A 23,368-nucleotide genomic window follows, 5' to 3' on the forward strand; every position below is an offset into this window, starting at 1 on the left:
GCTTATTTTTTCAACATGCACTAGGATGTGCTTCTATGAAAAAGGACATTCTGCTCGTCACCCTTAATTCTTCGTATCCCCATAGCTCTTTCGGCCTTCGCTATCTCATGGCGAACCTTGAAGAACTTCAAGACCGTGCAGAGATCGTGGAGTTCACAATTCAACGGGAACCTCGTGATATTGCTGAAGCTTTGCTGCGTCAAAAACCGAAGATAATTGGCCTCGGAGTGTACATTTGGAATGCCCAAGAGTCCTTGGAACTTGTGTCTCTGCTCAAAAGAATCAGTCCCGAAACAATCGTCGTTTTGGGAGGTCCTGAGGTCAGTCACGAATCAGAAACAAACCCGATTTGTCAAATTGCGGATTTCACCATCAAGGGTGAGGCAGATTTTTTATTCTATGATTTCTGCAAAAACTATCTCGTGAACGGAGTTCTTCCCGAAAATAAAATCGTTTCTGGCATTCTCCCCGACATAAAAAAAATTAAAACGCCTTACGGTCTTTACACAGACGAAGACATTCAAAACAGAGTGATCTATGTGGAAGTGTCCCGAGGCTGTCCTTACCGCTGCGAATACTGTTTGTCTTCCTTGGATAAAGCTGTGCGCAACTTTGAACTCACTGAGTTTTTGCAAGAGATGGAAAAACTGATGGAGCGTGGAGCCCGTCAGTTCAAGTTCATCGACCGCACGTTCAATTTAAGTCCGACAACTTGCACGACGATTTTGCAATTCTTTTTGGATCGCATTCACTTGGGCCTTTTCCTGCACTTTGAAATGGTGCCGGATCGTTTGCCTGTGGAAATTCGCGATCTTATCAAAAAGTTTCCTCCGGGCGCTTTGCAATTTGAAATCGGCATCCAAACTTGGAACGCCGATGTCGCTCGCCTAGTGAGTCGTCGTAATGACTATGAAAAAGTAAAAGACAACTTCCGCTTTCTTTCTGCCGAAACAGGAGTGCACACCCACGCGGATTTGATCGCCGGCCTCCCTGGAGAAGATCTGGAAAGTTTCGGAAAAGGTTTTGATACTCTCGCTGAACTGCGCCCTCATGAAATTCAAGTGGGGATTTTAAAACGTCTTAAGGGAGCACCGATTTCTCGCCATGATAAAGAGTGGGAAATGGTTTACTCCACTCACCCACCGTTTCAAATCTTGCGCACGAAAAATATGGACTTCGATACTTTGCAAAAAATGAATCGTTTTTCAAAGTACTGGGATCTTTACGCCAATAGCGGTGTCTTTAAAAGATTCGTCAATACGTTGCGAGAACGCTCGCAACGTCGCACTGATCAATCTTTCTTCTGGGAGTTTTTTGCTTTCAACGAATTTTTGACAGCTCGTTATGCTCAGTCTTTTGGTATTTCTCAGCTCAGCCTTTTTGAAACGGCTTATGTCTATTTAAAAGAACATCTAGGCTGGTCACAAGACGATGCCAAAGCACTGATCTTGGAAGACTACTACGCCACGGGAAAAACGGATTTGCCGAAATTCTTAAAAGATTATTCACAGAAAAAGAAACACGGACTTGAGGATGACAAAGGGGATAAATCAAATATTCCTAAACGGCAGCAAAGACATCTCGCGGGGAAGACAGATTCTTTTTCATAAAGAAGCTTGAAGCGAGCAAAAGACCAAATCCGGAAGTCAAAAGGGCGCTTCGAATATACATGAAGCGCAGCCATTGCGAACGAACCTCCGCCCAATCCGACGGCGGAGACATCATCTGCGAAGAATGAATAGTCCATGTCATTGCCAACTCATCAAGAACACAGATCAATGCAAACGCCACGAGCATAAACTCTAGCGACTTCCAGTCTTTGCGAATTGTATAAAGATTTGCAGCGATGAGGAGTGTGATAAAAGTATAAAACATCGGCGTCAATGCCGAGAATGTAGTGTCCATAGATTGATGAATTTCAATATACGACCCAATCGACAGGTGCTCCATGGCCGTACCCATCCCCAACACAAATGCGAAGGAGTTGCCAGCCATGAGACCCACCATCAAGAGGCTCATATACCTTAACACAACCGATACGTTCATAGATGAATGTCTATATTCTTTTGTTTACTTAATCACAAGTTTCTTTTTTGAAATCAAAAAGTCCTTAATGCTCACGCATTTTCTTGGCGTATCCGGTGTAGGCAATGAGGGGAAACTTGGTAAACTTGAAACGAAAGTCCTTGGGAACCACCCCCGTGCGCATCAGCTCAAAAAGGGCTTTCTGCGCGAAGACAGGACGGATTCCTCGAATGGCCATCGTTTCTAAACCAACGTCATCCATCCATTCCCTTAACTTATTGGGATCAATAAACAATGAATAAACATGGTAATCCTTGGGAGTGTTTTTTACAAACCACTCCATTCCTTTGATGACCACGAGCCATGCCAATGGATTCTTGTTAAAAGTATTAAAAAAGAATAATCCTCCAGGGCGTAAAACTCGGGTGGCTTCCGCAATAACTTTGGAGGGATCAGAGACGTGTTCCAATAAATCCATCGCAGCGACAACATCAAAACTTTCTCGCGGAAAAGGCACTTGATAGACGTCACCCTGTTGATACCGAACCGTGTGGGTGCGATCTCGATCCTCTGCCACTTTCAAACTGGAAGTGGAAAGATCAATGCCCGTCACACTATGTCCGGCCAAAGCCAAATCATTGGATAAAAAGCCCGCTCCACATCCCATATCTAAAATTTCTGCGCGATAGCCGATATTGCGACGGATCTCTTCCAGAATCCACGGCATCTCAACCTTGTGTTGATTGCGTAGAAGAGCGATGGGATCGTCTTGTGCTTCATACCAGCGTTCAGCCAGTTCATCGTAAGCATCATTGTTAATGATTTCCTTATCAAGCTTTGCGAGATCCATATCCATACGGGCACTCCTCTTTTTAGTTTTCAATTGGTTGCCACATTCCAAACATATTTCCTTCCGTGTCGGTCGCATACGCCAGCCATCCCAACTGAGGCAGCTCCACCACGGGAGTCACAACATGACCTCCATTACTTTCGACAAGGCCGCAGTAATCTCCAATATTGTGAACTTGAATGGTGTTATATCCGTTGTTGATTCCCGGACGGCTCTCCTCACCCGTATCAACGAGCCAAAAAGATTCTTTGCCCCATTGTTCGACCTTCCAGTCAAAAACTTTGCGATAAAATTCAGAGCAGCGATCGATGTTTTCAGCATGAATTTCAAAGGGCACCATGCGATGAGTTTTCTGCGGTGACCTCCGATGAAAGTGCGCAAACGGAGAGCGAGCTTCATCGAGTTTTCCCAAAGGAACGAATTCAGCTAATTGAACAGTCTCATCCCAGATTTTTTTTACCGCAGGAACACTCGGAGCTTTCTTGGCATGAGTCGGAGATTTCCACTCGAAGATTTCAACCAAAGTTCCATCTTGCGAGGTCATAAGAGTGGAAGGATAGTCTGTGATCAGACCCTGTTGACGAAGTGTCGGGACATGATTTTGTAGGAGTTGCTGCAAGGCCTCTTCTTTACCCGGTTTCGGCCGATAGCAGACAACGGCAATCACACCTTCGGACATAGAAACCTCCCCTTTCTTCAAGCTACCAAAGAGCTAGAGATTTCAGGGAGGTTTCACGAAGTCCAGTGGTAAGAATCAGATCTTACTTCAAAAGCCCTTCTGCTTTCATTGCCTTTTGCACTGCTGGACGTCCCATCATTCTTTCCATGAATCCGAAGACGTGCACGTGTTTTGACAGATCCACCTTCAACCAATTTGCCCACCCTAGAATCGTGAACAGGTAAGCATCTGCAGCGGAGTACTGTTTTCCCATCAAGAATTCATTGGTTTCAAAGTGACTGTTCAAGAACGCAAATCGGCGCTCCATATTTGCAATCGTCGCCGTACGATATTCTTGAGCCGATGTCGGACTTTCTGGAAACATTCTGTCCGTCGCAAACAAAGCACCCAAACCTTTATGCATATCTGTCGCAACAAAGTTCAACCACTCCAGACAACGGTAACGCTCGGGAGTTCCTACTTGCGGAATAAGCCCTTTTTCTGGTTTTTTATCGCAAAGGTACTGAAGAACAACCGCGCACTCTGTAAGTAGCCCGCCTTCTTTAAGATCCAAAGCTGGAACGGATCCCTTGGGGTTGATTTTGAAATAATCCTGACCCGCAGAAGTTTTTTTTGTACGTAAATCCACGGATTCAACATCATAACTAAGACCGAGCTCTTCCAAAACGATGTGAGGAGCCAAAGAACATGCCCCTGGTGAAAAATAGAGTTTCATACTTTTGATCCTTTCATATAGACTAAACTCATGAACTATTACATCGAGATTATCTTCCGTTGGGCTTTTGGATTGCAAATGGTCTTTTGGGGACTCAATGGTTTTTTTCACTGGATAAAAATTCCGCCGTCTGGCGCCGTGATTGATAAGTTTGTAGAAGCCTGCGTTGAAACGAAATTCATTATGCCCTCCGTAAAACTTATCGAAATTTTTTGCGGAGCTTTCCTTTTACTTGGTTTCGCAATTCCCATTAGTTTGGTGATATTTGCTCCCTTGATGTTCGTGATCACTGGACTGCATCTTTTTCATAATCCCAAGCATTGGACTGTTCTTGCTCCCGTCACAATTCCTTACCTTGTTCTTCTAGTCTTCCACAGCGGATCTTTATTACGACTTATTCACTAAAGATTTCGTAACTTGAGGATAAGGCCCGCATTTCCGTAAATGGTCCTCAAGTTATGGAAATACAAACTAAGACTCGGACTGCGAATTTTCTCTTTATTGTCGGCCTCTGTGGAATTCTTCTCGCACTTTATTGGTTCCACTATCTTACCCCTCGTCCGGAAAATATTCGTTTCATTCATCCGAATCTAACGTCAACGGAAAGTGCCCCCTCCACGTTGACTCAAAAAACAAATAGAAAAGGTCTTTACTGGCTCAGTTTTGACACGAGTCCTCGGTTCTTCGCAGTGAACAGTTTACGCATGCGCACCCTGAACTGCGTTCGCGATCTGCGCACCAACCATCAGAGCTGGAATCTTCCAGAAAATCTTCACGATCTCTGCAACAACAAGACAGGCCTTCCCCTTCGCAATACGGCAGAGACATTATCCAAAGAAACAACTTGGCATATTGCCGGAAGTACTCGAACCGACATATATGGAATTCTTCTTAATGCCGAGTGGACAGAACCCTATTTTGTATTAGGCTTGATCTTTTTGATATTTTCCTTGGCACTGGCGCTGTATGCGAAACTGCCACTAATTGAAAAGTCAGAACGTCTTTGGGTAACTGTGATATTATCTGGAGCTTTGTTCTTACGTTTCTGGTTCGTCTTTATCTTATCACCTCCAGAAATGAGTTTGTATTCTGATATGGGAGGTTACTTTCATCGCGCTTTAGAAATTGACCGCGGCATCTTCGACGTGGATCAGCTCTTCCAGCCTATTGGATTTACACTGTGGTCCCTGTGGGTGCGAAAGATCGGTGGGTTTGAACTTTTGAATTGGACCCAAGTTTTTTTCTCGTGGGGAACGGTGCTGCTTATTTTCCTTATGGTGCGCGAGCGCTTTGGGAAACTCGCGGGCTTTGTAAGTTTACTTGTAGCAAGTTTTCATATTGCTCAAGCCGCTATGGCTTCTTTGCACATGGCTGAAATGGCCTACACATTTTTCATCACGCTCACTTTGTGGTTCATCCTTAGAACTTTAAAGAATGAAAAACTAATTGGCTTCTTTATTATCGGTGTTCTTATGACTGTGGCTTTTTATTTCAAAGGAAATCACAGCTTCTTCATTCCGGTCTTTTCCTTGTGGCTGCTCTATCAAAATCGCGATCAATTATTTGCAGGGGTCCGCAAAGTGTCTTTGATGGCTGTAGGATGCCTTGTAGTTGTGATTCCTCATCTTGTTTGGACCGGCATACACTACGCAAAACCGCATATTGGACCGACAGCCGGTGCCTTGAATTTTGTTGAGGGAAAATGCCCGTCCAAAGAGAACATGGATTCTCATGGTCACCGTTGGATGTCGCCTCTCTTTGGCATCACGGGTGAAACGACTTTTAAAAAATGGCCTCGCCCCTTTACCGATCAAAAATATTTCTGGAAAGAAGGCGGAAAATGCGTGATAGAAAATCCTGCCGTCCTAGTATCCAGCCTGCGCTATATTTATTATCTCTTTGGCGGAAATGCTCTATGGCCGATAGTTACGACTCCACTAAAGGTTTGGTATTTTCCTTGGGCTCAGTTCTTCGCTTATGTCCTTTTGCCTTTTTCTGTGCTCGGCGCTTTGACGTTGTCACGGCGTAAGGACACATTTACCGAAGTCTCCGCTTTAATGATGCTGACGCTGTTTTTTACAGTGTGGTTTTTTAAATCCGAAAACAGATTCCGGGTTCCCTTTGATGCTATTTTAATTGTTTGGGGATCTGTGGGTTTTGCCTGGGCCGTAGAGAAAATAAAAGCTTGGCTGCCTTTGCGAACCAAGCTTTCTTCTGCTTTTGAAGTCCAACAGACTTCTTAAGGGCGGGTTAAAAAAGTAATTGCCAGTGCAATCAATGCCGGAGCCGCTTGCACATAAAAAATACGTTTACTAAACGTCATAGCGCCATAAGCTCCGGCGACAATCACACAGATCAAAAAGAAAATCTTGAGCTGAAAACCGATTAGAACATCGGGATGCAGAATACTCCAGAGAAGGCCTGCTGCTAAGAAACCATTGTATAAACCCTGGTTAGCAGCAAGAATTTTAGAATCTTGAGCCCGCTGCGGAGAGTTCTTAAAAATCTTAAGACCCGCTGGTTTTGTCCAAAGAAACATTTCCATATAAAGAAAATTGAAATGCAAAAGAGCTACGACCCCGACAAGAATATTTGAAAGCATCGACTAAGCTCCATTCACTTCAGATACTTGTTCGTTTAAAAACCAAAAATCAAAAAGATAACCGATAAAGAAAAGACCCCCAGTGAACAGCCAGATCAGACCTGTCACCCATTTTCTCATGTAGAAGCGATGAATACCGAAATAACCTAAGAAAGTAAGAAGAATCCACGCGACATTGTAGTCAATCGGACCATTTTTATAACGAATGTCAGCGGCCTTATCCATAGAGGGAATCAAAAAAAGATCCACGATCCAACCAATTCCCAAAAGACCCAATGTGAAAAACCAAATTGTTCCTGTGATGGGTTTGCCATAATAAAAGCGGTGCGCTCCCATAAAGCCAAAGATCCACAAGATATAGCCCATTACTACAGAGTGTGTTGATGTTGTCACGACGTCCTCTCAATGTTCTTGTGTTTACTGTATCGTGCTTTTTCCATCTTGTTCAAGTGCTGACCAAATTGTTTCATCACCCACACGTGAAAGAAGGCTTGAGTCCAGCGATAAATGTACCATGGCATACGAGGCTCAAAATCATGAATGGCCGCAATAACGGCCTCTCCGCCTAATATTTCGCGAAACTCCAAACGTCCGCGAATAGTTTTGCGAGCCAAAAGCCCGCCCCGAACATAGAAAAGTTGACGATGGGACCAACTGCGGTTGGGGGAATATTCGAGCACTAAGAGTCGGGTTGAGGGGAAACGCCAGCAGAAGTAAACCCAATTTCCATTCACTTCCGTTTTCATAAAACCAGGCTGCATTTTTGGCAGAAAATCCATGTAAGCGCGCGCCACACTTTCTGCTGTCTTCCCTGCTGGCAACGGAAGTCTTTGAACGGATCTCACCACATGCCGGCGTGAAGGTGTGCCCTTAAAAGCCAAAGGGGCTTTGCGTTCATCGTAGTCTTTTAAGGATTCTTTCAAGGCTTCTTCGACATTCATGAAATGATAGCCAGGAATGTGTAAAGCTCTCTCCGGATTCACTCGCAAAGAAGATTTAAGTCCCGTAACCAAAGGTTTTACCAGCGCACGCGGAGCACCCGTGATTAGACACACCCACAATGCCGACAATCTTGGACTGGTAAGGGGGAAAGGAATAAGACGACGATTTAAGTTCCAAAGATCCGCAATTTTCCTCATCATTGCTGAATAGCTGACAACCTCAGGTCCACCCACATCATAGACTTTGTTCAGAGCTTCGGATTTTCCAACGCAATGATTTATGCTAAATACGATGTCTTTTAAAGCAGTGGGCTGACTTTCCGTGCGTGTCCATGCAGGACAGACCATCACCGGCAAACGTTTTACCAAGCGAGCCATTATATGAAATGAAGATCCTTCAGGACCAAGAATCATAGCCGCCCGTAAAACCGTCGCGGGAACTGAGCTTTTTCTAAAGACTTCTTCAACTTCCCAGCGACTGCGCAAATGCACTGCGATTTCTTCATTTTCAGGGCGCATTCCCCCCAAGTAAATGATTTGCTTCACTTGGCATTTTTCAGCAGCCCTTACAAAGTTGTCAGCGACAATCAAATCAAAATCGTCAAAGGTTCCTTGAGTTAAGTGGGCCGATGGTCGCATGGAGTGAACAAGGTAGATGGCGACGTCAATACCCTGTAAAGATCTTTCCGCATCCAGCAAACTAAAGAGATCGCAAGGCCGCCATTCTATTTTTGGGTCGTGAGTTTTATCAGAAGAGCGGCTAAGGGCGACGACGTCGTGGTCCTTTTTTAGAACCTCAATTAAAGCTTTGCCAACAAAACCGGTGGCCCCAGCAACTGCGACTTTCACAACGTCTCCTTAAAAAATTAAGAAAAATTTAGCGTATCACACTGACGTCTAGAGTCTAAAAAGAAGTGACAAAATACAACTACTTACGCTCACCTTGACAAATTTTAAAGAGAACGCAAGGGGAAGTTCTGCTTCGGCCTCCAACACAGCACGTGAACTTGACAAGAAATTTTGCACACACATGTTTGTATTGAAAGAACTCATAAAGGAGGTTTTTCTATGAGACTTTTAACACCTTATTGGTCACCTCAAAGAACAACATCGACAGATCTTTTCAACGAGATGGAGAAGTTATTTGAAAACTTCGCATCGCCTGCGGCAACGGCGCAGACAGAGCGCGTGTTCTCTCCAGCTTACGAAATCACAGAAGGTGAAAATCACTATCTGGTGAACGCTGATCTTCCCGGCGTGAAAAAGGAAGACATTAAAATTGAGATGAATGAAAACGTGCTAACCATTTCAGGTGAGCGCAAACGTGAAAACAAAACTGCTTCCTTTAAACGAAGCTTCAGTGTGCCGAACACGGTGGACTTTGAGAAAATCGAAGCCAACCACGAAAACGGTGTCCTCAGTATTTATATACCGAAGGCCGCCGCTGCAAAGGCACGCACTATTGAAATCCAGTCTAAAAATGGGGGATTCCTCGACAAGCTAAACACTCCTTCCCACTAATCTTTTCCTCCTCTTTGAGGGCTTGGTCCCCCGCCAAGCCCTCCTTTTTTTTAAAAAATAGGTATATAAATTGGGAAAAGGGGGACTTCATGGATTCGCAGGTTGTTCTTGATTTTTGGTTTGAAGAAATTGATCCCAGTTTCTGGTTTATGAAAGACGATCTTTTTGACCAGCAAATACGTTCGCGCTTTTCAAAAACATACGATGACGTAATTGCCGGAAAAACTTCTCTGTGGAGAAATACTCCCCAAGGTCGTTTGGCAGAAGTCATTGTCTTAGATCAATTTTCCCGCAATATGTTTCGTGATACAGCCAAAGCATTTTCCGGCGACGAACTGGCATTGCATTTGGCCCAAGAAGCTGTTCGCCTTTTCTCGCAAAAAGGTCTTGAGAATAACTATAAGTTTGAACTCCTGCATAAGGAGATCATTGATCGCTTTGGTCGTTATCCTCATCGTAATAAAATCTTAGGGCGGGTTTCTACTCCTGAAGAAATCGAGTTTCTAAAAAAACCGGGATCTTCTTTTTAATCTTCTTCTTTTAAAGACTGATTGCCTCTAATTCGTCAAAAGACAATACTATGCTTAAGAGAGGTTTGCTTGGACAAAAAGAAATTAATCGAAACGATTCGCACACAGCTTATTAACGACTTAGCTGTTCTTAAAGAAGCTGCCAAAGCCACTTACGAAGCAGCGACTCACGAAGAAAGCAAACCTGAAAACGAATACGACACTCGCGGCCTTGAAGCTTCTTATTTAGCCGGAGCCCAGGCCAAGCGTATTTCTGAAATCGAAGAACTTCTTGTTATCTTTAAGCATGCTGACGCCAAAGATTTCGGTCCTGATGATAAAATCAATGCCACCGCTCTTGTAGAGGTTGAATCCAACGGAAAGCACAGCTTCTTTTTTATCATGGCTAAAGGCGGCGGTCTCAGTGTGAAATTTGAAGGACGAACTATTCAAGTCATCACTCCCAACAGTCCCCTTGGCGAAGCTCTTCAGGATTTAAAAGTAGGCGGCGTCGCCGTCGTTGAAAACGGCGATCAATTCCGCGAATACGAAATCATCAATGTTTGGTAATTATTGTTTCTTTTGAAACTCTAGTTGCGCTCGACGTTTGAGCTCTTCTGTTGAAACGTCTTCGACATGGGTTGAAATCCACCACGCGTATCCGAAGGGATCGTTAAATTTTCCTCCACGGTCGCCATAAAACTGATTCGACACTGGACGCTCCACGGTCATACCGGCCTTCACAGCTCTTTCCGTAAATGCATCCACATCTTTGACATAAAGATGCAACGTGATTGGATTACCACCAATGGACTCTGGACTTCGCACGTTCATTTCCGGATATTCATCACAGAGCATAAGATTTGCTCCGGCAACTCGGATTTCGGCGTGACCAATTTTTCCTGACGGATCCGCCATACGAAAAAGTTCTTCCGCACCTAGGGCCTTTTTATAAAATTCAATCGCTTTATCAGCTCCTTTAATGCAGAGATAGGGAGTTAATGGAGCCTGAGGATTTGGAATCGGTTCAACATTTTGTGCCATGGATAAACCTCCTTTGATAGGGGCTTATCCTAGGTTGATTCGATGACTGGGACAAATTACGATTTCGACTTAAATGTCGAGCGACACTCTTGTCAGAGAATCAGTCTTCGGCGGGCACAGACTGCGGAGTGGCTTCTGTTTTTTGTTTTAAAGTTTGCAAACTTTTTTCAAAAGAAGGACCCATCATTTTATCCATAAATAAAACCATGTAACGCATGAGGGGATTAAAGCCTACATCACCGCTGTCTTTCCAAGTCACTTTCGTGCTGGTTCCCTCTGGAACAAAACTCATTTCACCGACGACGAAGAACTGATTATCCATCACGAAATCAAACTCAACACCTTTGGCAGGATCGGCTTTTGTGATGGTCTGAGTTCCATTTCCCATTTTTGGCGAAACCCAAGAGCGCGAAGCCCCAACGCCTATTTCAGGGCCCGTGTAAGAGTATTTGATATCGGGATCTTGATAATCAAAATCGCTCCATTGCGCCCAACCTTCTTTAAGATTGGCAACCAAAGGATAAATTGATTCTGGTGGTGCTTCGATCATCACTGATCTTTCCACGGTCCACTTTGAAGGAAGGAAAAAGCCAATGACTAAAAACAGCACGATAACTGAAATAATACCGATCAAAATTTTTCTCGCCATATTTTCTCCGTAAAATATCAGGGAAGTTGAATCTCGCCTTTATCGTTCAGAGGGAAGAAAGGATTCCACGCGACTTCCCACAAAAATCCGTCAGGATCTTCAAAGTATCCGCTATGTCCGCCCCAAAAAACATCTTGGGCATGCTTAACAATACGTCCCCCTGCATTCTCGGCATGCTCTAAAACTTGGGCAACCTCTTCTTTCGTTCGCACATTGTGCGCTAAGGTGAAATCGCGAAAACCGCTGCCTTGGCTTGTCACATTGGCGTCTTTTGCCAATTCTTCTCTGCCAAACAAAGAAATAATCGTTCCTTGAGTTTTTAAGAACGTCACGTTTTCGTTGCTGGAAGGTGAAACCTGCCAGCCCAATCCCTTTTCGTAGAATTCGCGCGACACCGTCATATCTTTCACACCCAGTGTGACAATACTCAATCGGGGTTCCATGAAGTTCTCCTCTTTTGCGCACTTTGCAATTCTTGCTACTTGACGGATCTTAGCTTAGGATCTGCTCCATGGGCACTGCAATTCAAGATGTTATTATTATCACCACCGGTGGCACGATCGAAAAGACTTACAACGAATTTGATGGGTCTCTCGAAAACCGTGGAACAAGCATCAAAAATCGCATTCTTTCAAAAATGCGTCTTCCCTACACAAACATTTTGGTCTATCCCCTGCTCAGCAAAGATTCTTTGTACATGACAGATGAGGACCGTACTCTGATTGCAGCCACTGTAAAAGATCAAATGCAAAGAAACTGCCCCATTGTTATTTTGCACGGCACAGACACAATGAGCTTAACGGCTGAACACTGTTATAAAGAATTGGGAACTCCAAAAGTTCCTGTGGTTTTTACGGGCGCCATGATCCCCATGGGCTTTGAAGACAGCGATGCCGCTCAAAATGTAACAGAAGCTCTGCTGACCGCAAAACTTATGAAACCTGGTTTCTATATTTCGTTTCATAATCAGGTTTTCAACGTTCCCAACGTCAGAAAAAATAAAGAAAAAGGAACTTTCGAAAGCTTTTAAAAGCGAGTTCTCATTCTGAGTCTTGGGATTTCCCGGCAACTTCCGAAGAGTGTTTTTTGAACATTGTTCGAGGGAGTTTTGTTTTGAAATCCTTGTCTTCACTCTTTGCATCCGTGATTTTTCTTCTTACTTCGTGCACCCATGCCCCGACCAAAGTCCAGTACACTGAAACGGATCGTCCTGTTCCCGTAAGTCCCAAAGAAAGAATTCCTGCAGCCGATGAGTTGGATTGGTGGGCCGCGAAAGCTCAGCACGTGAAAAACGCCGTTTGCCGCATTCAACTTCCGAAAACGACGTCAGAGATTGAAAAGTATTATAACAGTATCCCCGTGGGTCCCAATTTCGAAGGTGGTACCTCTGAAATTTCAGGCGTACGTCTGATTGATGAAAAACCTCATTTGGTTTTAGCTCTTGCCAAACTTCTTACTCCGGCCCGCGAGTCTATGAAAATTGAAGACGCACCGAAAAATTTTCAAGAGAAATTCAAAGTGAATCCTTCATGCATGAAGGCACTTTGCGCCGCTCAAAAAATCTTTGGAAAAGACGTGGGTCCGCAAATGCTTTTCCTCATGGATAAATACGATGTGAATACATCCCCTTATTCATTTATCAATGCCGATACTTTCAACGCTTCCGAAATCGCCGACGTGATTCGCTCCTTTGAACTTGTTCATCCGGATCAGTTGCCTTTTGGTTTTAATAAACAGTTGATCAAATTCAAACGTGGCTACACTCGCGCTTCTTATAAAGATGGCGAAGGCACTGTATTAGCCAATGCCGCCATTGAACTTTTTGATGGCTGGAGTGAACAGACATCTCTTATGCGTCAGTACACTCTCTATCATGAGATTGCGCACAATCACTCGGACAATCAATTTGCCGACTATGACCGTTCCGCTTCATGGTTGGCTTTAAGCGACTGGAAAGAAAACAAACCCGGTGAGTTTGCAAATGAAAAACAAAAAGCTATGCAAGGACATCCCTTTGTTTCTAAATACGGTGAAACAAATCCTTTCGAAGATTTTGCCGAGAGTGTTTCCTCATTCCGCCTAAATCCCCAGCTTCTGAAAAGTAAGTCTTTGGACAAATACAATTTAATCAAGCTCTATGTCTTTGACGGTTTGGAGTACACGTCCGAAGCCAATTGCCGTAAAGCTCCTTTGAATGTGCAGTATCAAAAACAAATTGACCGTGATGGCGGCGCCTTGAGTGCCGCAGATAAATTGGCCGTGAAAAACGCCTGCCGCCAAAGTTTTTATCAAACGGTTTTAGGGCATATTCCCGTCAGTTTCTTTAGCGCTTGTGTGAACTACGGAGCCACACAAATTTGGCAAAAACAAAATACGGGTCGATTTGCCGATCTCACTCCCCAAGCGCTCTTTGATACCAAACTTCGCATCAGCAATTTGAAATTTAACGCTTTAAAGAATGAACTGCGCACAGAACTTGCGCCCGAGTTGACTGATTGGATTTTGCAGTCCATGAATGTCCATTCTTATAAAATGACTTCACAAATGAGCAATACCGAATACTGCGATGTTTGGAGTGAACTCAGCCACCGTGTTTATCCGGATGCTCATCGCAACAACCAGTGGTATAGAAATGGTATTTTCTTGTCGCGGGACTACAGTCCTCATGCAGGAGCCGCTCGTGGTCTTTGCCTGGATTTGGTCCAAGGATTCACTCCGACTTCCAAATCATCGGTCTCAACTATTAAAAATTGGGTGAAGGCCAAAGCTGCGATTTCAACGGAATCTCAGATCACCGAGCGTGGCATCACTCGCGAGAGTCTATTAAAGTATATTTCCGACAGAACAAATCACTAAGCCGGATGCTTGCTTCTAAGCAAGCTCTCGGTGGCTTCTAAAAAAGTTATTCATCGTGCGCACGTAAAGATCATAATCAGGGCTTGAGATGTCATGCCCTGAATCAGGAAATATTTCGATGGTGCAGTTTTGAAAAACAGATTCCATCTCCATTAAGTCTTCATCCAAAACCATGGCACTGTTTTCACCTTTGATAATCAAGGTCGGTGTTTTTCTTAAAACATCACACTTCTCAAGAAGGTTTAATTCCTGAGAATCATTGGCAATGCCCCACAGAAAGTCTTCTTTTCCCGCAGAGGCAGGATGATTTTTCGCTCTCTCCACCCACTCCTTGCCAAACCTTCTCTGCTTTAAAACTTTGTCTTGGATAACGAGGCCCGCAATTTTTCCCGGATGTTTTAAGGCATAAGCCGTGGCATACAGAGCCCCTTGGCTAAAGCCCACTAAAATAAATCTCTCAAATCCTAGGTGATCGATGACTTTTTCAATATCTTCAACGTGATCAAAAACCGAAAAACCTGTCTGGGGATAATCGGACTCTCCTCGTCCACGCAGACTGAGGGCCACACAAGACCGTGGCGCAAAACTTTCAAAATCGTTAAGCCAGTCTTCAGCGCGTCCTAACATTCCCGGGATAAAGACGAGAGGAAGTTGCGAGGAAGAAGACGGTGATTTGAGCGCATGGATATTTCCAAAAGGCATTTTTAGAAAGATATCAACAGCTTCGCTCATCTCGAGTTCCTCATTTCATCTGACATGGTAACAAAACGTCTGCGGTCGCGGCGGTATCTTAAGTGGTCGGGCTTCTCTTCGGCTTTGCGAATGAATTCCAATTGCCGCTCGACCATCGAATCAAAGACGTGCAAAAGTTTATCGTGCTCACGACCTTCTGTATTAAAGCCTTGGCTTTGTCCAATAAGTTCAATGGTGTGATGAATAGCCTCGATCGTTGAATAACATGCGGGGTTCGGCTGCTTTCTTACTCGGAAGGTCGAAGGTTTTTCCGGAGAAAAACAAATTCTTGGAAGCGTGCTTAGGTTTTCGCTCTGACGAACCATTTTCTTCGCTGTAGCCCAAGTTCCGTCAATCACAAATATGCGAAGCCTTTTATTGGCAGGAAAGAGTTCCTTTCTTTCTGCCTCATTCATCGGTGTCAAATTTTTCGACTTCACTCCAGGATAAAGAATAACCGAATGAAAATTCGGATCTTCAATCAATTTATTGACGTCATCATGAGCGGAATAGTTTTGACCCATGATCAGATGAGAATCCTTAAGGCAGAGATGCGACATTCTTCCTGTCGCAATTCGGCGCTTCACTTCAATCGGATGAATCAGAACGACAAAATTTATTAGAGGATCAAAGCGCTGCACATGAGAGCAATAGCAACCAAATCCAGGTTGAAGACACGTTGTGCAAAGTTCACGATATTTGGGAGTTTGATCTAACAACTTCTGACGGTTCTCACGGTACTGATGCAAATCCACGCTGCGCATTCTCCTTGGAAAGACCCACTCAGTGTAACTGAGGAGTGCACCTTCCTTGTACCAAGGCTCGTCATAAGGATTTGGAACTGGACTTTTAACGGGTAAATTCTCATAGTCATAGCTCTGGAGGCTTCATGCTTTACGAACTTACAAATCCCCCGTTTACAAAAATGCTTCACAACCTTTTGGCGATTCTTGATAAAGGTGCTCAATTCGCTGATTCCAAAAAAATTGATATGGAAGTTCTTTTGAACTCCCGCTTAGCACCGGATCAATTTCCTCTGACTCGTCAAATTCAAATTGCTTGCGATACGGCGAAATTATGCGCTCATCGTTTGACGGGAAAAGAAGTTCCCTCTCATGCAGACACAGAAAAAACTTTGGCTGAAATTAAAGCGCGCATTGAAAGCACGATTGCCGTTCTAGAAAAATTCACGACTGCTGACTATAAAGACGCCGCCAACAAACACATCACTCAGCCTCGCTGGGAAGGTCAGTATTTGACAGGCGAAGAATACGTCTTGCATCACGCAGTTCCGAATTTCTACTTCCACGTCACTACGGCTTATGCAATCTTGCGGCACAATGGTGTGGATATTGGCAAGAAAGACTACTTAGGAAAATTACCTCTTAAGAAATAAATCTCTCTGCTTCTGCAATCCTTAATATGTTAATCAATAAGACGGGCCCGCAGTGGTCCGTCTTTTTTTGTTACTCATCTATGTCAATTATGCCTCGACTTCCGTGTCTGACTGTTTCAGTTCGTCCATACAGGACCCTGTCTCCAGTCTTGCTTTGCACAGAAAAATCTAAAATTTTGACCGCAAGCAGTAGAATAGGAACAGAAAGGAAAATTTAACAAACGAGGTGTGACATGAAAACGAAACAACTAATAACATCTCTCGTCGCCGCTCTGTTTTTTTTAGCATCGCCAACAATTAACGCTGAGACTCTTGAAACTCTGCAAGATGACAGAATCCCTAATATGATCGAAGAGCTCAATCCTTTTGATCCCAACGTTGAAGAAGTGCTCCGCTACTACGACCAAATTTATGAAGAAGAAACCGGTAAATCAGCTCATTTACCTGATGACACTTTTATCGCCGATCTTATCGGCTTAGCTAGTTGCTATCGCAGTGACTGTGCCGTATGGGCGCAAGTCGTGAAGTCATCACAAAGAATGTACCTTTATGTGAATGGAAGCCTTCGTGGTTCGTGGGCTGTTTCAACAGGTATGGCTGGCTATCGCACGCCCAATTTTGATAGACACCCTGATGGTCGCATCTATGACCGATACACTTCTGGAAAATATCCCGGAGGTGACTATAACGGTTTGGGTAATATGCCTTACGCCGTATTTATTACGGGTGGGTTCGCCTTGCACGGAACTCCGCGAGGAAACTGGCCAAGACTGGGAACACCAGCTTCCCATGGATGTATACGCATGCATCCAGACAATGCTTATTTATTTAATCGCTTAGTAAGAAGTAACGGAATTAGGAACGTTTGGATTACGGTTCAATGAGTGCGTTGCGAGCGAGAGCCAGTGGCGATCTCTGCACATGACAGAGGTCGCCACTTTTTTATTTTAAACAGTACTTTTCAATTGAGAACATAAACAGCCGAGCCGTCTTCTGACACTGCGGTTGCAATTCTCCCAAAGCAGCGGCTTCGACAGACTTTGACTGCTCATTAAAGACATCGGCATCTGTTTCGCGAATCATCATCGAAACATATTTTCCATCCGAAGTGAGTTTCGCCGACTGTGGTTTCACGTCACAAACAGACTCTGAATCCATGACATCCAGATTCTTCCATTGCGCCGCCTTCTGTTTGGAGCAATTCACGCGCAACTCAATTCGATACGGGCGCCCCAAAGTTTCACTGGATTTTTGTGTGCTCACCTGGATTTGGCCCTTGTTATTCGGAAGATCCAAAACCTTTTCGCCGATGACCTCCGTGACAGCAAAAGCAGAAGATACAAAAACTGTCGTAAAAGAGATCGTAAAAAGAATTAAATATTTAAAAAAGTTTTTCATAATAGTTACCCCGCACAAAACGGAAAAGAGAGATGGATATGATCGTTGTGCAAACTGTTTCCACCTAAAGCCGACCCTGGAATTCCGATAGAGCCTGAATACTCCCGTTGTCCCGGCTTACAAGCCGACGGCATAGATTCCTTCCAGCACTGACGGAACGAATTGTAAAACTTCGCAGTAGCACCTTTAAAATCCCGCACATGAGTGCTTACTTGTGTCGTTCCTCCATTTCGGTCATACAAAATGAATTTCACAACATCTATCGCACGTGCATAGGCGTGCATGCTTAAACTTGTCGACCCCCGCGCATTGCGATTCACGTAAGTTCCCCAATGGCGAATGAACACTCGCTCGGGCTGTTTATAATTGGCGTCCGCAGCCGCTCTTTCAACACATCCGAAGAAATGTCGATTGAGATGTTCTGCATAGTTTGGATGGACTAAACCATTCCCGCACTTTGTATCGCTGTCGTATCCACCTCGAACGATAGCAGATTTCTCGCAACCATCCCAAGTTTTGCCGGGGCCGTTTGCCAAACGCGATGTGCCCGGATCAAAAGAAAAATAGAGACCCGGTAACGCCGGCACCTCAGGCGTTTCCTCTTCTGGCAGAGGTGTTGTTGTCTGCGGTGTCTCGGGCGTGGATGCGGGAACATCGGGTTCCCCTGAAGCCCACTCACCATCACTGCTGCTGGCAGGTGCACAACCGACAGCAATCAGAGCACAGACGATAAAAATTAAAGAAAGACTCGTTTTGATTTTTGTTTTTGGACTTAATGTGCTTTTTATCATTGCTAGAGTCTTAAGTGACAGACCTGTAACTTTAAAGACCCTTCGCCCAGCTTCTAGACTTTATATAGACGTAAAACCCGTGATAGGAGCTCGAAGACGAATATCCTCACTTCTTAAAAATCCAATTGGAATTTTTCAAAACGATGAAGCTCTTCTTCTATGAGTTTTTTATGATTTGTAGACTTCGCTTTTCCGACCCAATTCCACTTTTGCAAAAGAAGTTTTTTCTTATCTCGATCCGTTTTCAGGTCTAATGCGGCAACGATCTTTCCATTAAGAAGCACGGGCAAAGCAAAATAACCATAGAGTCTTTTCTCTTTTGGCAAATAAGCTTCAAAGCGGTGTTCGTAATCAAAAAAGGCCTGAAGTCTTTTCCGTTGGATAACAAGAGGATCAAAAGGGGAAAGAATATGCACAAGATCGTTCTCCTCTTCGAGCTTCAACTCCAAGTCCTCCGGGCGAATCCAAAGATCCATCTTTTCAATCCCGTCCACCTTCACTGGCACAAGTTCTTCTTTGCGCACCTTTGATTCGAGAAGTTTTTTTACTTCCATCTTCTTTTTTGCATCTAAATAACAGATCGATTCAAGACTGACCAACGACTGCGAGCGCAAGGAACGAGTGACTAGATATTCTATAATTTCTTTTCCCGTGGCGGCTTTTGGCTTTTCATCCCAATCAAAATGACGCTCCAGCAGTTCATACTTTTTCAGCATCCCCTGACGTTCGCTAATCACCAGACGACCTGTGTAGAAACCTAATTGCAAAGCTTTCTTAGAAGGTTTACGACTGGCCCAAGGATGATTCTTTTCCACTAAAACATCGTCTTCGATATCACGAATAGAAAGAGGCCCGTCTTTTTTAATCAGACGCAAAACTTTCTGCATCTCTTCTTTCTTAACAGATTGAAACCACTGACTTGGAGAAAGACGGACCCTCTTCATCTCGGGCATAAAAAAACGGAAGTCTTTCGTGGGCACGTATGACAAGGCATGAGTCCAATACTCAAAGACCGTCTTATCTTTGGATTGCGATTGGTGCAGATGTTGACGTTTATAATCCGGAATACGTGTGAACAAAATGTGATGATGACAACGTTCCACCACATTGATCGTATCAATCTGCACATAGCCTAGATGTTCTACTGCGGCTTGTGTGGCTCTAGCCCCCTTGCCGAAAGGAGTTTTTTCATCAAGGCCTTGGGCATGAATCCATAATTTTTTAGCTTGGTCTTTTGAAATCTTAATCATGAGAACATCTTTGGTGAGCGAGTGTTTTTAACTGGAGTTACCTTTTTATTCCATTGAAACTTTTTAAGATCAATTTGATCTCTTTCACCAAATTCAACGCCTTCTTTTTGCAGCAGTCTTTTTTGGCGGACATAGGATGACGTCGAAGGAGGGAAAGAAATTTTTCCCTTGGAATTTAAAACGCGCTGCCAAGGCAAGCTATGGCTTTCAGAACACGAATGCAGAATCCAAGCCACACCACGTGACCCTTGAGGTTTTCCCGCCAGTTTTGCAATTTGACCATAAGTGGCCACTTTTCCTTTGGGAATTTTTTTAATGAAACTGATTACTTTTTTGGAGAATTCAGTCTGTTGTTCCATTTAAACCTCGAATGAGCCTCTTTTATACCATGTCCATACCTATTCGGAATAGATAACATTCCTATTATATATTTTATTTTCTGCGCCTCCTTCGCTAAACCGTCTTTCAGCAACCAACCTAATAGGAGGATTTATGAAAATCAGAATTCTACTGTCCGGACTCGCGGCCTTTACAAGTTTAAAAGCGTTCGCTAACGAAACTCCCGCGTATCTCGGCGTTGTCAATAAAGCCGATGGCACAGCATCGTTTATTAATCTTGAGACTCAGCAAACCGATTTGGTAATCAATGTTGGATATTTTCCCCATGAGATCACAAGCTCTCCTGATGGATCTAAAGTTTTCGTCACGAACTATGGAAAAGAGCACGTAAGAAGCACAAGTCCCAAAAATCATCCGGGAAATACGGTTTCTATTATTGATATGAAAAACAAATCCAAATCCGGCGAATTGCAATTAGGAACTGATGCCTGCGCTCCCCACGGTGTGCTGACATCCGCCGATGGCAAACGTATTTATATTACTTGCGAAGACCGCCAAGAGGTTTTGGTTATTGACGCTGTAAAAAACGAAATCTCTCATTCCGTTCCGACGTTGCAAGCTCAGAGCCATATGGTGACAATCACCGAAGACGAATCTCGCGCTTACACGGCGAACTTTTCCCCTGGAACTGTGACAGCTCTGGATTTAAAAAACAGAACAATCCTAAAACAAATTTCCGTAGGCCCCGGTACAGAAGGCGTCGCTCTTTCTCCGAATAAACCTTTTGTGTATGCGACGTCCGTTCTTGGCGGCTTCCTCGTCAAAATAGACACAAACACTCTAGAGATCGTGCAAAAAGTAGCAACCGATCGTTCGCCTGTTCGAGTTCTTCCAACTCCTGACGGAAAATTGTTGATAGTAAATAACTCTGCGGATGGCACTATGCAGATCTTTGATGCGGATACTTTAGACTTAATAAAAAGAATTAAGGTTGGTCGACAACCCATCGGCCTTGTAGTTCCCAACAACGACTATGCCTATACAGCCAATATGTTAGACAATTCAGTTTCCGTCATTAATCTGAAAACAATGCAAGTGACGTCTGAGTTAAAAACAGGAAGCAAACCCGATGGTATTACCTATATTCCGGCTTCAAAATAAAAAAAGAGAGGGTCTTTGCCCTCTCTTTTTCATTCTTAACCTACAGCATTTTCCAAAAGGATCAGGATAATTCCGATGATGGACCCTCCGGCAATCACCCCGGCCGCGAGGGTTTCTTGGTTATCCACAAAGGCACGATAACCGAAGCTGGACTTGTCTTTGAAACGTTTGCGAGCCAACCAGAAAAGCAAAGTTCCCAGTGCCATGGACCAAGCATCGACAAAACGAAGAACAAAACCCAAACCAAGTCCTACACCCGACAATGGAAAACGACCTTTGGTTTTTTTATTTAAAATTTCAATGACAATACCCAAGATAGCGCCAACTAAAGCTGCCACTTGTGCCGTCACATGAAGATTGCTAAGCCCCTTCGTCAAAGCCTCAGAAACCCCTTTCCAAATAGAGGCTCCCGGAAGCGGAAGACTTTCAGAAGTGAAAAGAGAAACATCGCCATGGAAGAGAGAGTAAAATACAGGAACGGCAACAAGGCCTCCAGCAAAGATACCAAGCACGTGCCCCACGGCCTGATGACGAGGTTTTCCACCTAACATATACGCGGGTTTGATATCCATCAAAAGATTGCTGGCGTTCAAAGAAACCTCTGACGTGATTCCCGCAGTCATTAAGTTTGTCGTCACATTTCCAGGAGCAACAACTCCATAAGTGATTTGCGTGAGTTTACCCAAAGCGCCGCCCGGTGTGATAGCTGTCAGACCCGTCGAAGTTACAGCAATCAAAGTAAAAATGAACACCAACGGAATCGCTAACAATCCCAACCAGTAGTGAATGCCAAACCACACGTGTCCAAGATAAACCGTGATCGCACCCACGACAGGAATTCCCACCGCAAAGATCCACATGGGTAACTCAATTTTATCAAGGGCATGGGCTTTCTTTTTTTGTTTCGAGAACATTTTGCTGAAACTTTGCAAAATGATCTGTGGTTTAGAGAAGAAAGCGTACAAAGATGAAGTCGTCATAATCGCAGCTCCACCCCATAATGCCCACATGGTGATGGCTTTAAACTTTGCCTCAGGAATAATTCCCGCATCTATTAGAATCGGCGCACAAATAAAATAGTTGATGAAGCCGCCAAGAAGAATCGACATGGCTGTCTTCATACTCATCAAGCCACCCGTTCCCATCATCACAATCGACGTGTCGAACTGAATGGTGAGATCTTTCAAAGGGCTTCCCAAAATTTTTGGCGTTGCAAATTTATAGATGAATTCATCCCAATAGTGAGGAAGAGCCAAAAACTTAAGTTTCATAGACTCAAGAACAGCATCCGCGCGAAGAATCTCAATCAAAGCCGAAACACCCGCACCTGCCATCATCAATTTAGCTTTGAAGACGCCTTCTTTACCTTCATCGGAATGCAGACTTTCCAATACAACACCTGCCGCATAACCTTCAGGAAAAGGCATTTGTTCGTCGTTGATGAAACGTTTCTTCAAAGGAAAGGCGAAAAGAACACCGAGAATCGCCAGAACTACAATCCACCAAAAAGTTTGCCACATAGGAATCACTTCTCCCGTCACCATCATATAAGCCGGGATGGAAGCCATCATCGGTGCCGTCATATATCCAGCACTTGTCGCAATACTTTGCATGGCATTGTTTTCCAGGATCGTCATGTGCGAACCTAATTTGATTTTTGCCATCAGTTTGAAAAAAGCAAAGGAGAGAATGACCGAAGAGATACCAACTCCCAAAGTCCATCCTGTCTTGATACCGATGTAAAGATTGGTAAGGCTGAGGATTCCGCCCAAAATCATGCCAGTGAGAGCAGAGCGAAGAGTTAACTGAGGCATATCGCCCTTGTAAACGTTCTTAAGCCACCACTCATCTTTCTCTTCAAGAGTCATGGAATGAACTTGTTCTTCGGAAAGTTCTTTAATCATAAAACG

28 protein-coding genes are annotated in these 23,368 nt (G+C 44.0%); 11 read left to right on the forward strand and 17 right to left on the reverse strand.

Going from position 1 to position 23,368, the window contains the following annotated elements; genetic code table 11:
* Nucleotides 1-35 precede the first annotated feature (35 nt).
* Complete coding sequence (locus ACL934_RS18310; RefSeq protein WP_413612713.1) at nt 36-1,610, forward strand: DUF4080 domain-containing protein; 1,575 nt, start codon at nt 36-38, stop codon at nt 1,608-1,610.
* On the opposite strand, the gene ACL934_RS18315 is transcribed toward ACL934_RS18310, so the two are convergent.
* The 4 genes from ACL934_RS18315 to gstA all read right to left on the reverse strand — a co-directional run bounded on the left by ACL934_RS18315 (nt 1,561) and on the right by gstA (nt 4,269).
* Nucleotides 1,561-1,995, reverse strand: a complete 435-nt coding sequence (locus ACL934_RS18315) for a DUF1772 domain-containing protein (RefSeq protein ID WP_374075978.1) — start codon at nt 1,993-1,995, stop codon at nt 1,561-1,563. The two genes, ACL934_RS18310 and ACL934_RS18315, sit on opposite strands and share 50 nt — an antisense overlap.
* Nucleotides 1,996-2,110: 115 nt before the next feature.
* Nucleotides 2,111-2,881 carry a bifunctional 2-polyprenyl-6-hydroxyphenol methylase/3-demethylubiquinol 3-O-methyltransferase UbiG gene (gene ubiG / locus ACL934_RS18320; RefSeq protein ID WP_374075980.1) on the reverse strand — a complete coding sequence of 257 codons (771 nt, stop codon included), beginning with the start codon at nt 2,879-2,881 and terminating at the stop codon, nt 2,111-2,113.
* Nucleotides 2,882-2,897: 16 nt separating this feature from the next.
* The gene (locus ACL934_RS18325; protein WP_374075982.1) at nt 2,898-3,554 is read right to left on the reverse strand and encodes a VOC family protein; all 657 of its coding nucleotides are present in this window, start codon (nt 3,552-3,554) and stop codon (nt 2,898-2,900) included.
* An 82-nt stretch (nt 3,555-3,636) separates the two neighbouring features.
* On the reverse strand, nt 3,637-4,269 hold the full coding sequence (gstA, locus tag ACL934_RS18330) for a glutathione transferase GstA (protein ID WP_374075984.1): 633 nt from the start codon (nt 4,267-4,269) through the stop codon (nt 3,637-3,639).
* Between the two features lie 30 nt (nt 4,270-4,299).
* On the opposite strand from gstA, the gene ACL934_RS18335 reads away from it, so the two are divergent.
* On the forward strand, nt 4,300-4,674 hold the full coding sequence (locus tag ACL934_RS18335) for a DoxX family membrane protein (RefSeq protein WP_374075985.1): 375 nt from the start codon (nt 4,300-4,302) through the stop codon (nt 4,672-4,674).
* 53 nt (nt 4,675-4,727) lie between these two features.
* Nucleotides 4,728-6,512, forward strand: coding sequence for a glycosyltransferase family 39 protein (locus tag ACL934_RS18340; RefSeq protein ID WP_413612714.1), 1,785 nt, complete (start codon nt 4,728-4,730; stop codon nt 6,510-6,512).
* Here ACL934_RS18340 and ACL934_RS18345 read toward each other — a convergent pair.
* The 3 genes from ACL934_RS18345 to ACL934_RS18355 are packed head-to-tail and all read right to left on the reverse strand — an operon-like array spanning nt 6,509 to nt 8,661.
* Nucleotides 6,509-6,871, reverse strand: a complete 363-nt coding sequence (locus tag ACL934_RS18345) for a DUF1304 domain-containing protein (RefSeq protein WP_413612715.1) — start codon at nt 6,869-6,871, stop codon at nt 6,509-6,511. The two genes, ACL934_RS18340 and ACL934_RS18345, sit on opposite strands and share 4 nt — an antisense overlap.
* A gap of 3 nt (nt 6,872-6,874) precedes the next feature.
* Nucleotides 6,875-7,264, reverse strand: a complete 390-nt coding sequence (locus ACL934_RS18350) for a TM2 domain-containing protein (RefSeq protein ID WP_413612716.1) — start codon at nt 7,262-7,264, stop codon at nt 6,875-6,877.
* Nucleotides 7,261-8,661, reverse strand: a complete 1,401-nt coding sequence (locus ACL934_RS18355; protein WP_413612717.1) for an NAD(P)H-binding protein — start codon at nt 8,659-8,661, stop codon at nt 7,261-7,263. Before ACL934_RS18355 ends, ACL934_RS18350 begins: the two co-directional genes overlap by 4 nt.
* 219 nt (nt 8,662-8,880) lie before the next feature.
* Between ACL934_RS18355 and ACL934_RS18360 the strand changes: the two genes are divergently transcribed.
* The 3 genes from ACL934_RS18360 (at nt 8,881) to ACL934_RS18370 (ending at nt 10,412) form a co-directional block, all read left to right on the forward strand.
* Entirely contained in the window at nt 8,881-9,333 is a 453-nt protein-coding gene (locus ACL934_RS18360) for an Hsp20/alpha crystallin family protein (protein ID WP_413612718.1), read from the forward strand.
* A gap of 89 nt (nt 9,334-9,422) precedes the next feature.
* Nucleotides 9,423-9,863, forward strand: coding sequence for a DUF924 family protein (locus ACL934_RS18365; protein WP_413612719.1), 441 nt, complete (start codon nt 9,423-9,425; stop codon nt 9,861-9,863).
* Nucleotides 9,864-9,932: 69 nt separating this feature from the next.
* Nucleotides 9,933-10,412: a hypothetical protein gene (locus tag ACL934_RS18370; protein WP_413612720.1), complete on the forward strand. Its 480-nt coding sequence runs from the start codon at nt 9,933-9,935 to the stop codon at nt 10,410-10,412.
* Here the strand turns inward: ACL934_RS18370 and ACL934_RS18375 are convergent, their stop codons facing one another.
* From ACL934_RS18375 to ACL934_RS18385, 3 genes are all read right to left on the reverse strand, one after another.
* On the reverse strand, nt 10,413-10,886 hold the full coding sequence (locus tag ACL934_RS18375) for a VOC family protein (RefSeq protein ID WP_374075999.1): 474 nt from the start codon (nt 10,884-10,886) through the stop codon (nt 10,413-10,415).
* Between the two features lie 100 nt (nt 10,887-10,986).
* Nucleotides 10,987-11,535 carry an SRPBCC family protein gene (locus tag ACL934_RS18380; protein WP_374076001.1) on the reverse strand — a complete coding sequence of 183 codons (549 nt, stop codon included), beginning with the start codon at nt 11,533-11,535 and terminating at the stop codon, nt 10,987-10,989.
* A 17-nt stretch (nt 11,536-11,552) separates the two neighbouring features.
* Nucleotides 11,553-11,978, reverse strand: coding sequence for a VOC family protein (locus tag ACL934_RS18385; RefSeq protein ID WP_413612721.1), 426 nt, complete (start codon nt 11,976-11,978; stop codon nt 11,553-11,555).
* A gap of 68 nt (nt 11,979-12,046) precedes the next feature.
* Between ACL934_RS18385 and ACL934_RS18390 the strand changes: the two genes are divergently transcribed.
* Both ACL934_RS18390 and ACL934_RS18395 read left to right on the forward strand, forming a co-directional pair.
* Nucleotides 12,047-12,565 (forward strand): asparaginase domain-containing protein, encoded by a 519-nt coding sequence (locus tag ACL934_RS18390; protein ID WP_413612722.1) that lies wholly within the window; start codon nt 12,047-12,049, stop codon nt 12,563-12,565.
* Nucleotides 12,566-12,621: 56 nt separating this feature from the next.
* Nucleotides 12,622-14,391 (forward strand): hypothetical protein, encoded by a 1,770-nt coding sequence (locus ACL934_RS18395; protein WP_413612723.1) that lies wholly within the window; start codon nt 12,622-12,624, stop codon nt 14,389-14,391.
* Nucleotides 14,392-14,406: 15 nt separating this feature from the next.
* Here ACL934_RS18395 and ACL934_RS18400 read toward each other — a convergent pair whose 3' ends face one another.
* Together ACL934_RS18400 and ACL934_RS18405 are read right to left on the reverse strand one after the other, a co-directional pair.
* Complete coding sequence (locus tag ACL934_RS18400; RefSeq protein ID WP_413612724.1) at nt 14,407-15,123, reverse strand: alpha/beta fold hydrolase; 717 nt, start codon at nt 15,121-15,123, stop codon at nt 14,407-14,409.
* Nucleotides 15,120-15,887, reverse strand: a complete 768-nt coding sequence (locus ACL934_RS18405; protein WP_413612725.1) for a tRNA-uridine aminocarboxypropyltransferase — start codon at nt 15,885-15,887, stop codon at nt 15,120-15,122. Before ACL934_RS18405 ends, ACL934_RS18400 begins: the two co-directional genes overlap by 4 nt.
* A 125-nt stretch (nt 15,888-16,012) precedes the next feature.
* Between ACL934_RS18405 and ACL934_RS18410 the strand changes: the two genes are divergently transcribed.
* The gene (locus tag ACL934_RS18410) at nt 16,013-16,519 is read left to right on the forward strand and encodes a DUF1993 domain-containing protein (RefSeq protein WP_413612726.1); all 507 of its coding nucleotides are present in this window, start codon (nt 16,013-16,015) and stop codon (nt 16,517-16,519) included.
* Between the two features lie 233 nt (nt 16,520-16,752).
* Nucleotides 16,753-17,403 carry a L,D-transpeptidase gene (locus ACL934_RS18415; RefSeq protein WP_413612727.1) on the forward strand — a complete coding sequence of 217 codons (651 nt, stop codon included), beginning with the start codon at nt 16,753-16,755 and terminating at the stop codon, nt 17,401-17,403.
* A 58-nt stretch (nt 17,404-17,461) separates the two neighbouring features.
* Here the strand turns inward: ACL934_RS18415 and ACL934_RS18420 are convergent, their stop codons facing one another.
* The 4 genes from ACL934_RS18420 to ACL934_RS18435 form a co-directional block, all read right to left on the reverse strand.
* The gene (locus ACL934_RS18420) at nt 17,462-17,917 is read right to left on the reverse strand and encodes a hypothetical protein (protein ID WP_413612728.1); all 456 of its coding nucleotides are present in this window, start codon (nt 17,915-17,917) and stop codon (nt 17,462-17,464) included.
* A gap of 5 nt (nt 17,918-17,922) precedes the next feature.
* Nucleotides 17,923-18,708, reverse strand: a complete 786-nt coding sequence (locus ACL934_RS18425; protein ID WP_413612729.1) for an extensin family protein — start codon at nt 18,706-18,708, stop codon at nt 17,923-17,925.
* 113 nt (nt 18,709-18,821) lie between these two features.
* Entirely contained in the window at nt 18,822-19,958 is a 1,137-nt protein-coding gene (locus ACL934_RS18430; RefSeq protein ID WP_413612730.1) for a winged helix-turn-helix domain-containing protein, read from the reverse strand.
* Nucleotides 19,955-20,317, reverse strand: coding sequence for an MGMT family protein (locus tag ACL934_RS18435; RefSeq protein ID WP_374076020.1), 363 nt, complete (start codon nt 20,315-20,317; stop codon nt 19,955-19,957). Before ACL934_RS18435 ends, ACL934_RS18430 begins: the two co-directional genes overlap by 4 nt.
* Before the next feature lie 133 nt (nt 20,318-20,450).
* On the opposite strand from ACL934_RS18435, the gene ACL934_RS18440 reads away from it, so the two are divergent.
* Nucleotides 20,451-21,458: a cytochrome D1 domain-containing protein gene (locus tag ACL934_RS18440; protein ID WP_413612731.1), complete on the forward strand. Its 1,008-nt coding sequence runs from the start codon at nt 20,451-20,453 to the stop codon at nt 21,456-21,458.
* Between the two features lie 35 nt (nt 21,459-21,493).
* On the opposite strand, the gene ACL934_RS18445 is transcribed toward ACL934_RS18440, so the two are convergent.
* Nucleotides 21,494-23,362, reverse strand: coding sequence for an OPT family oligopeptide transporter (locus ACL934_RS18445; protein ID WP_413612732.1), 1,869 nt, complete (start codon nt 23,360-23,362; stop codon nt 21,494-21,496).
* Nucleotides 23,363-23,368 lie beyond the last annotated feature (6 nt).

Source organism: Bdellovibrio sp. HCB-110, from assembly GCF_047323225.1.
Lineage (GTDB): Bacteria > Bdellovibrionota > Bdellovibrionia > Bdellovibrionales > Bdellovibrionaceae > Bdellovibrio.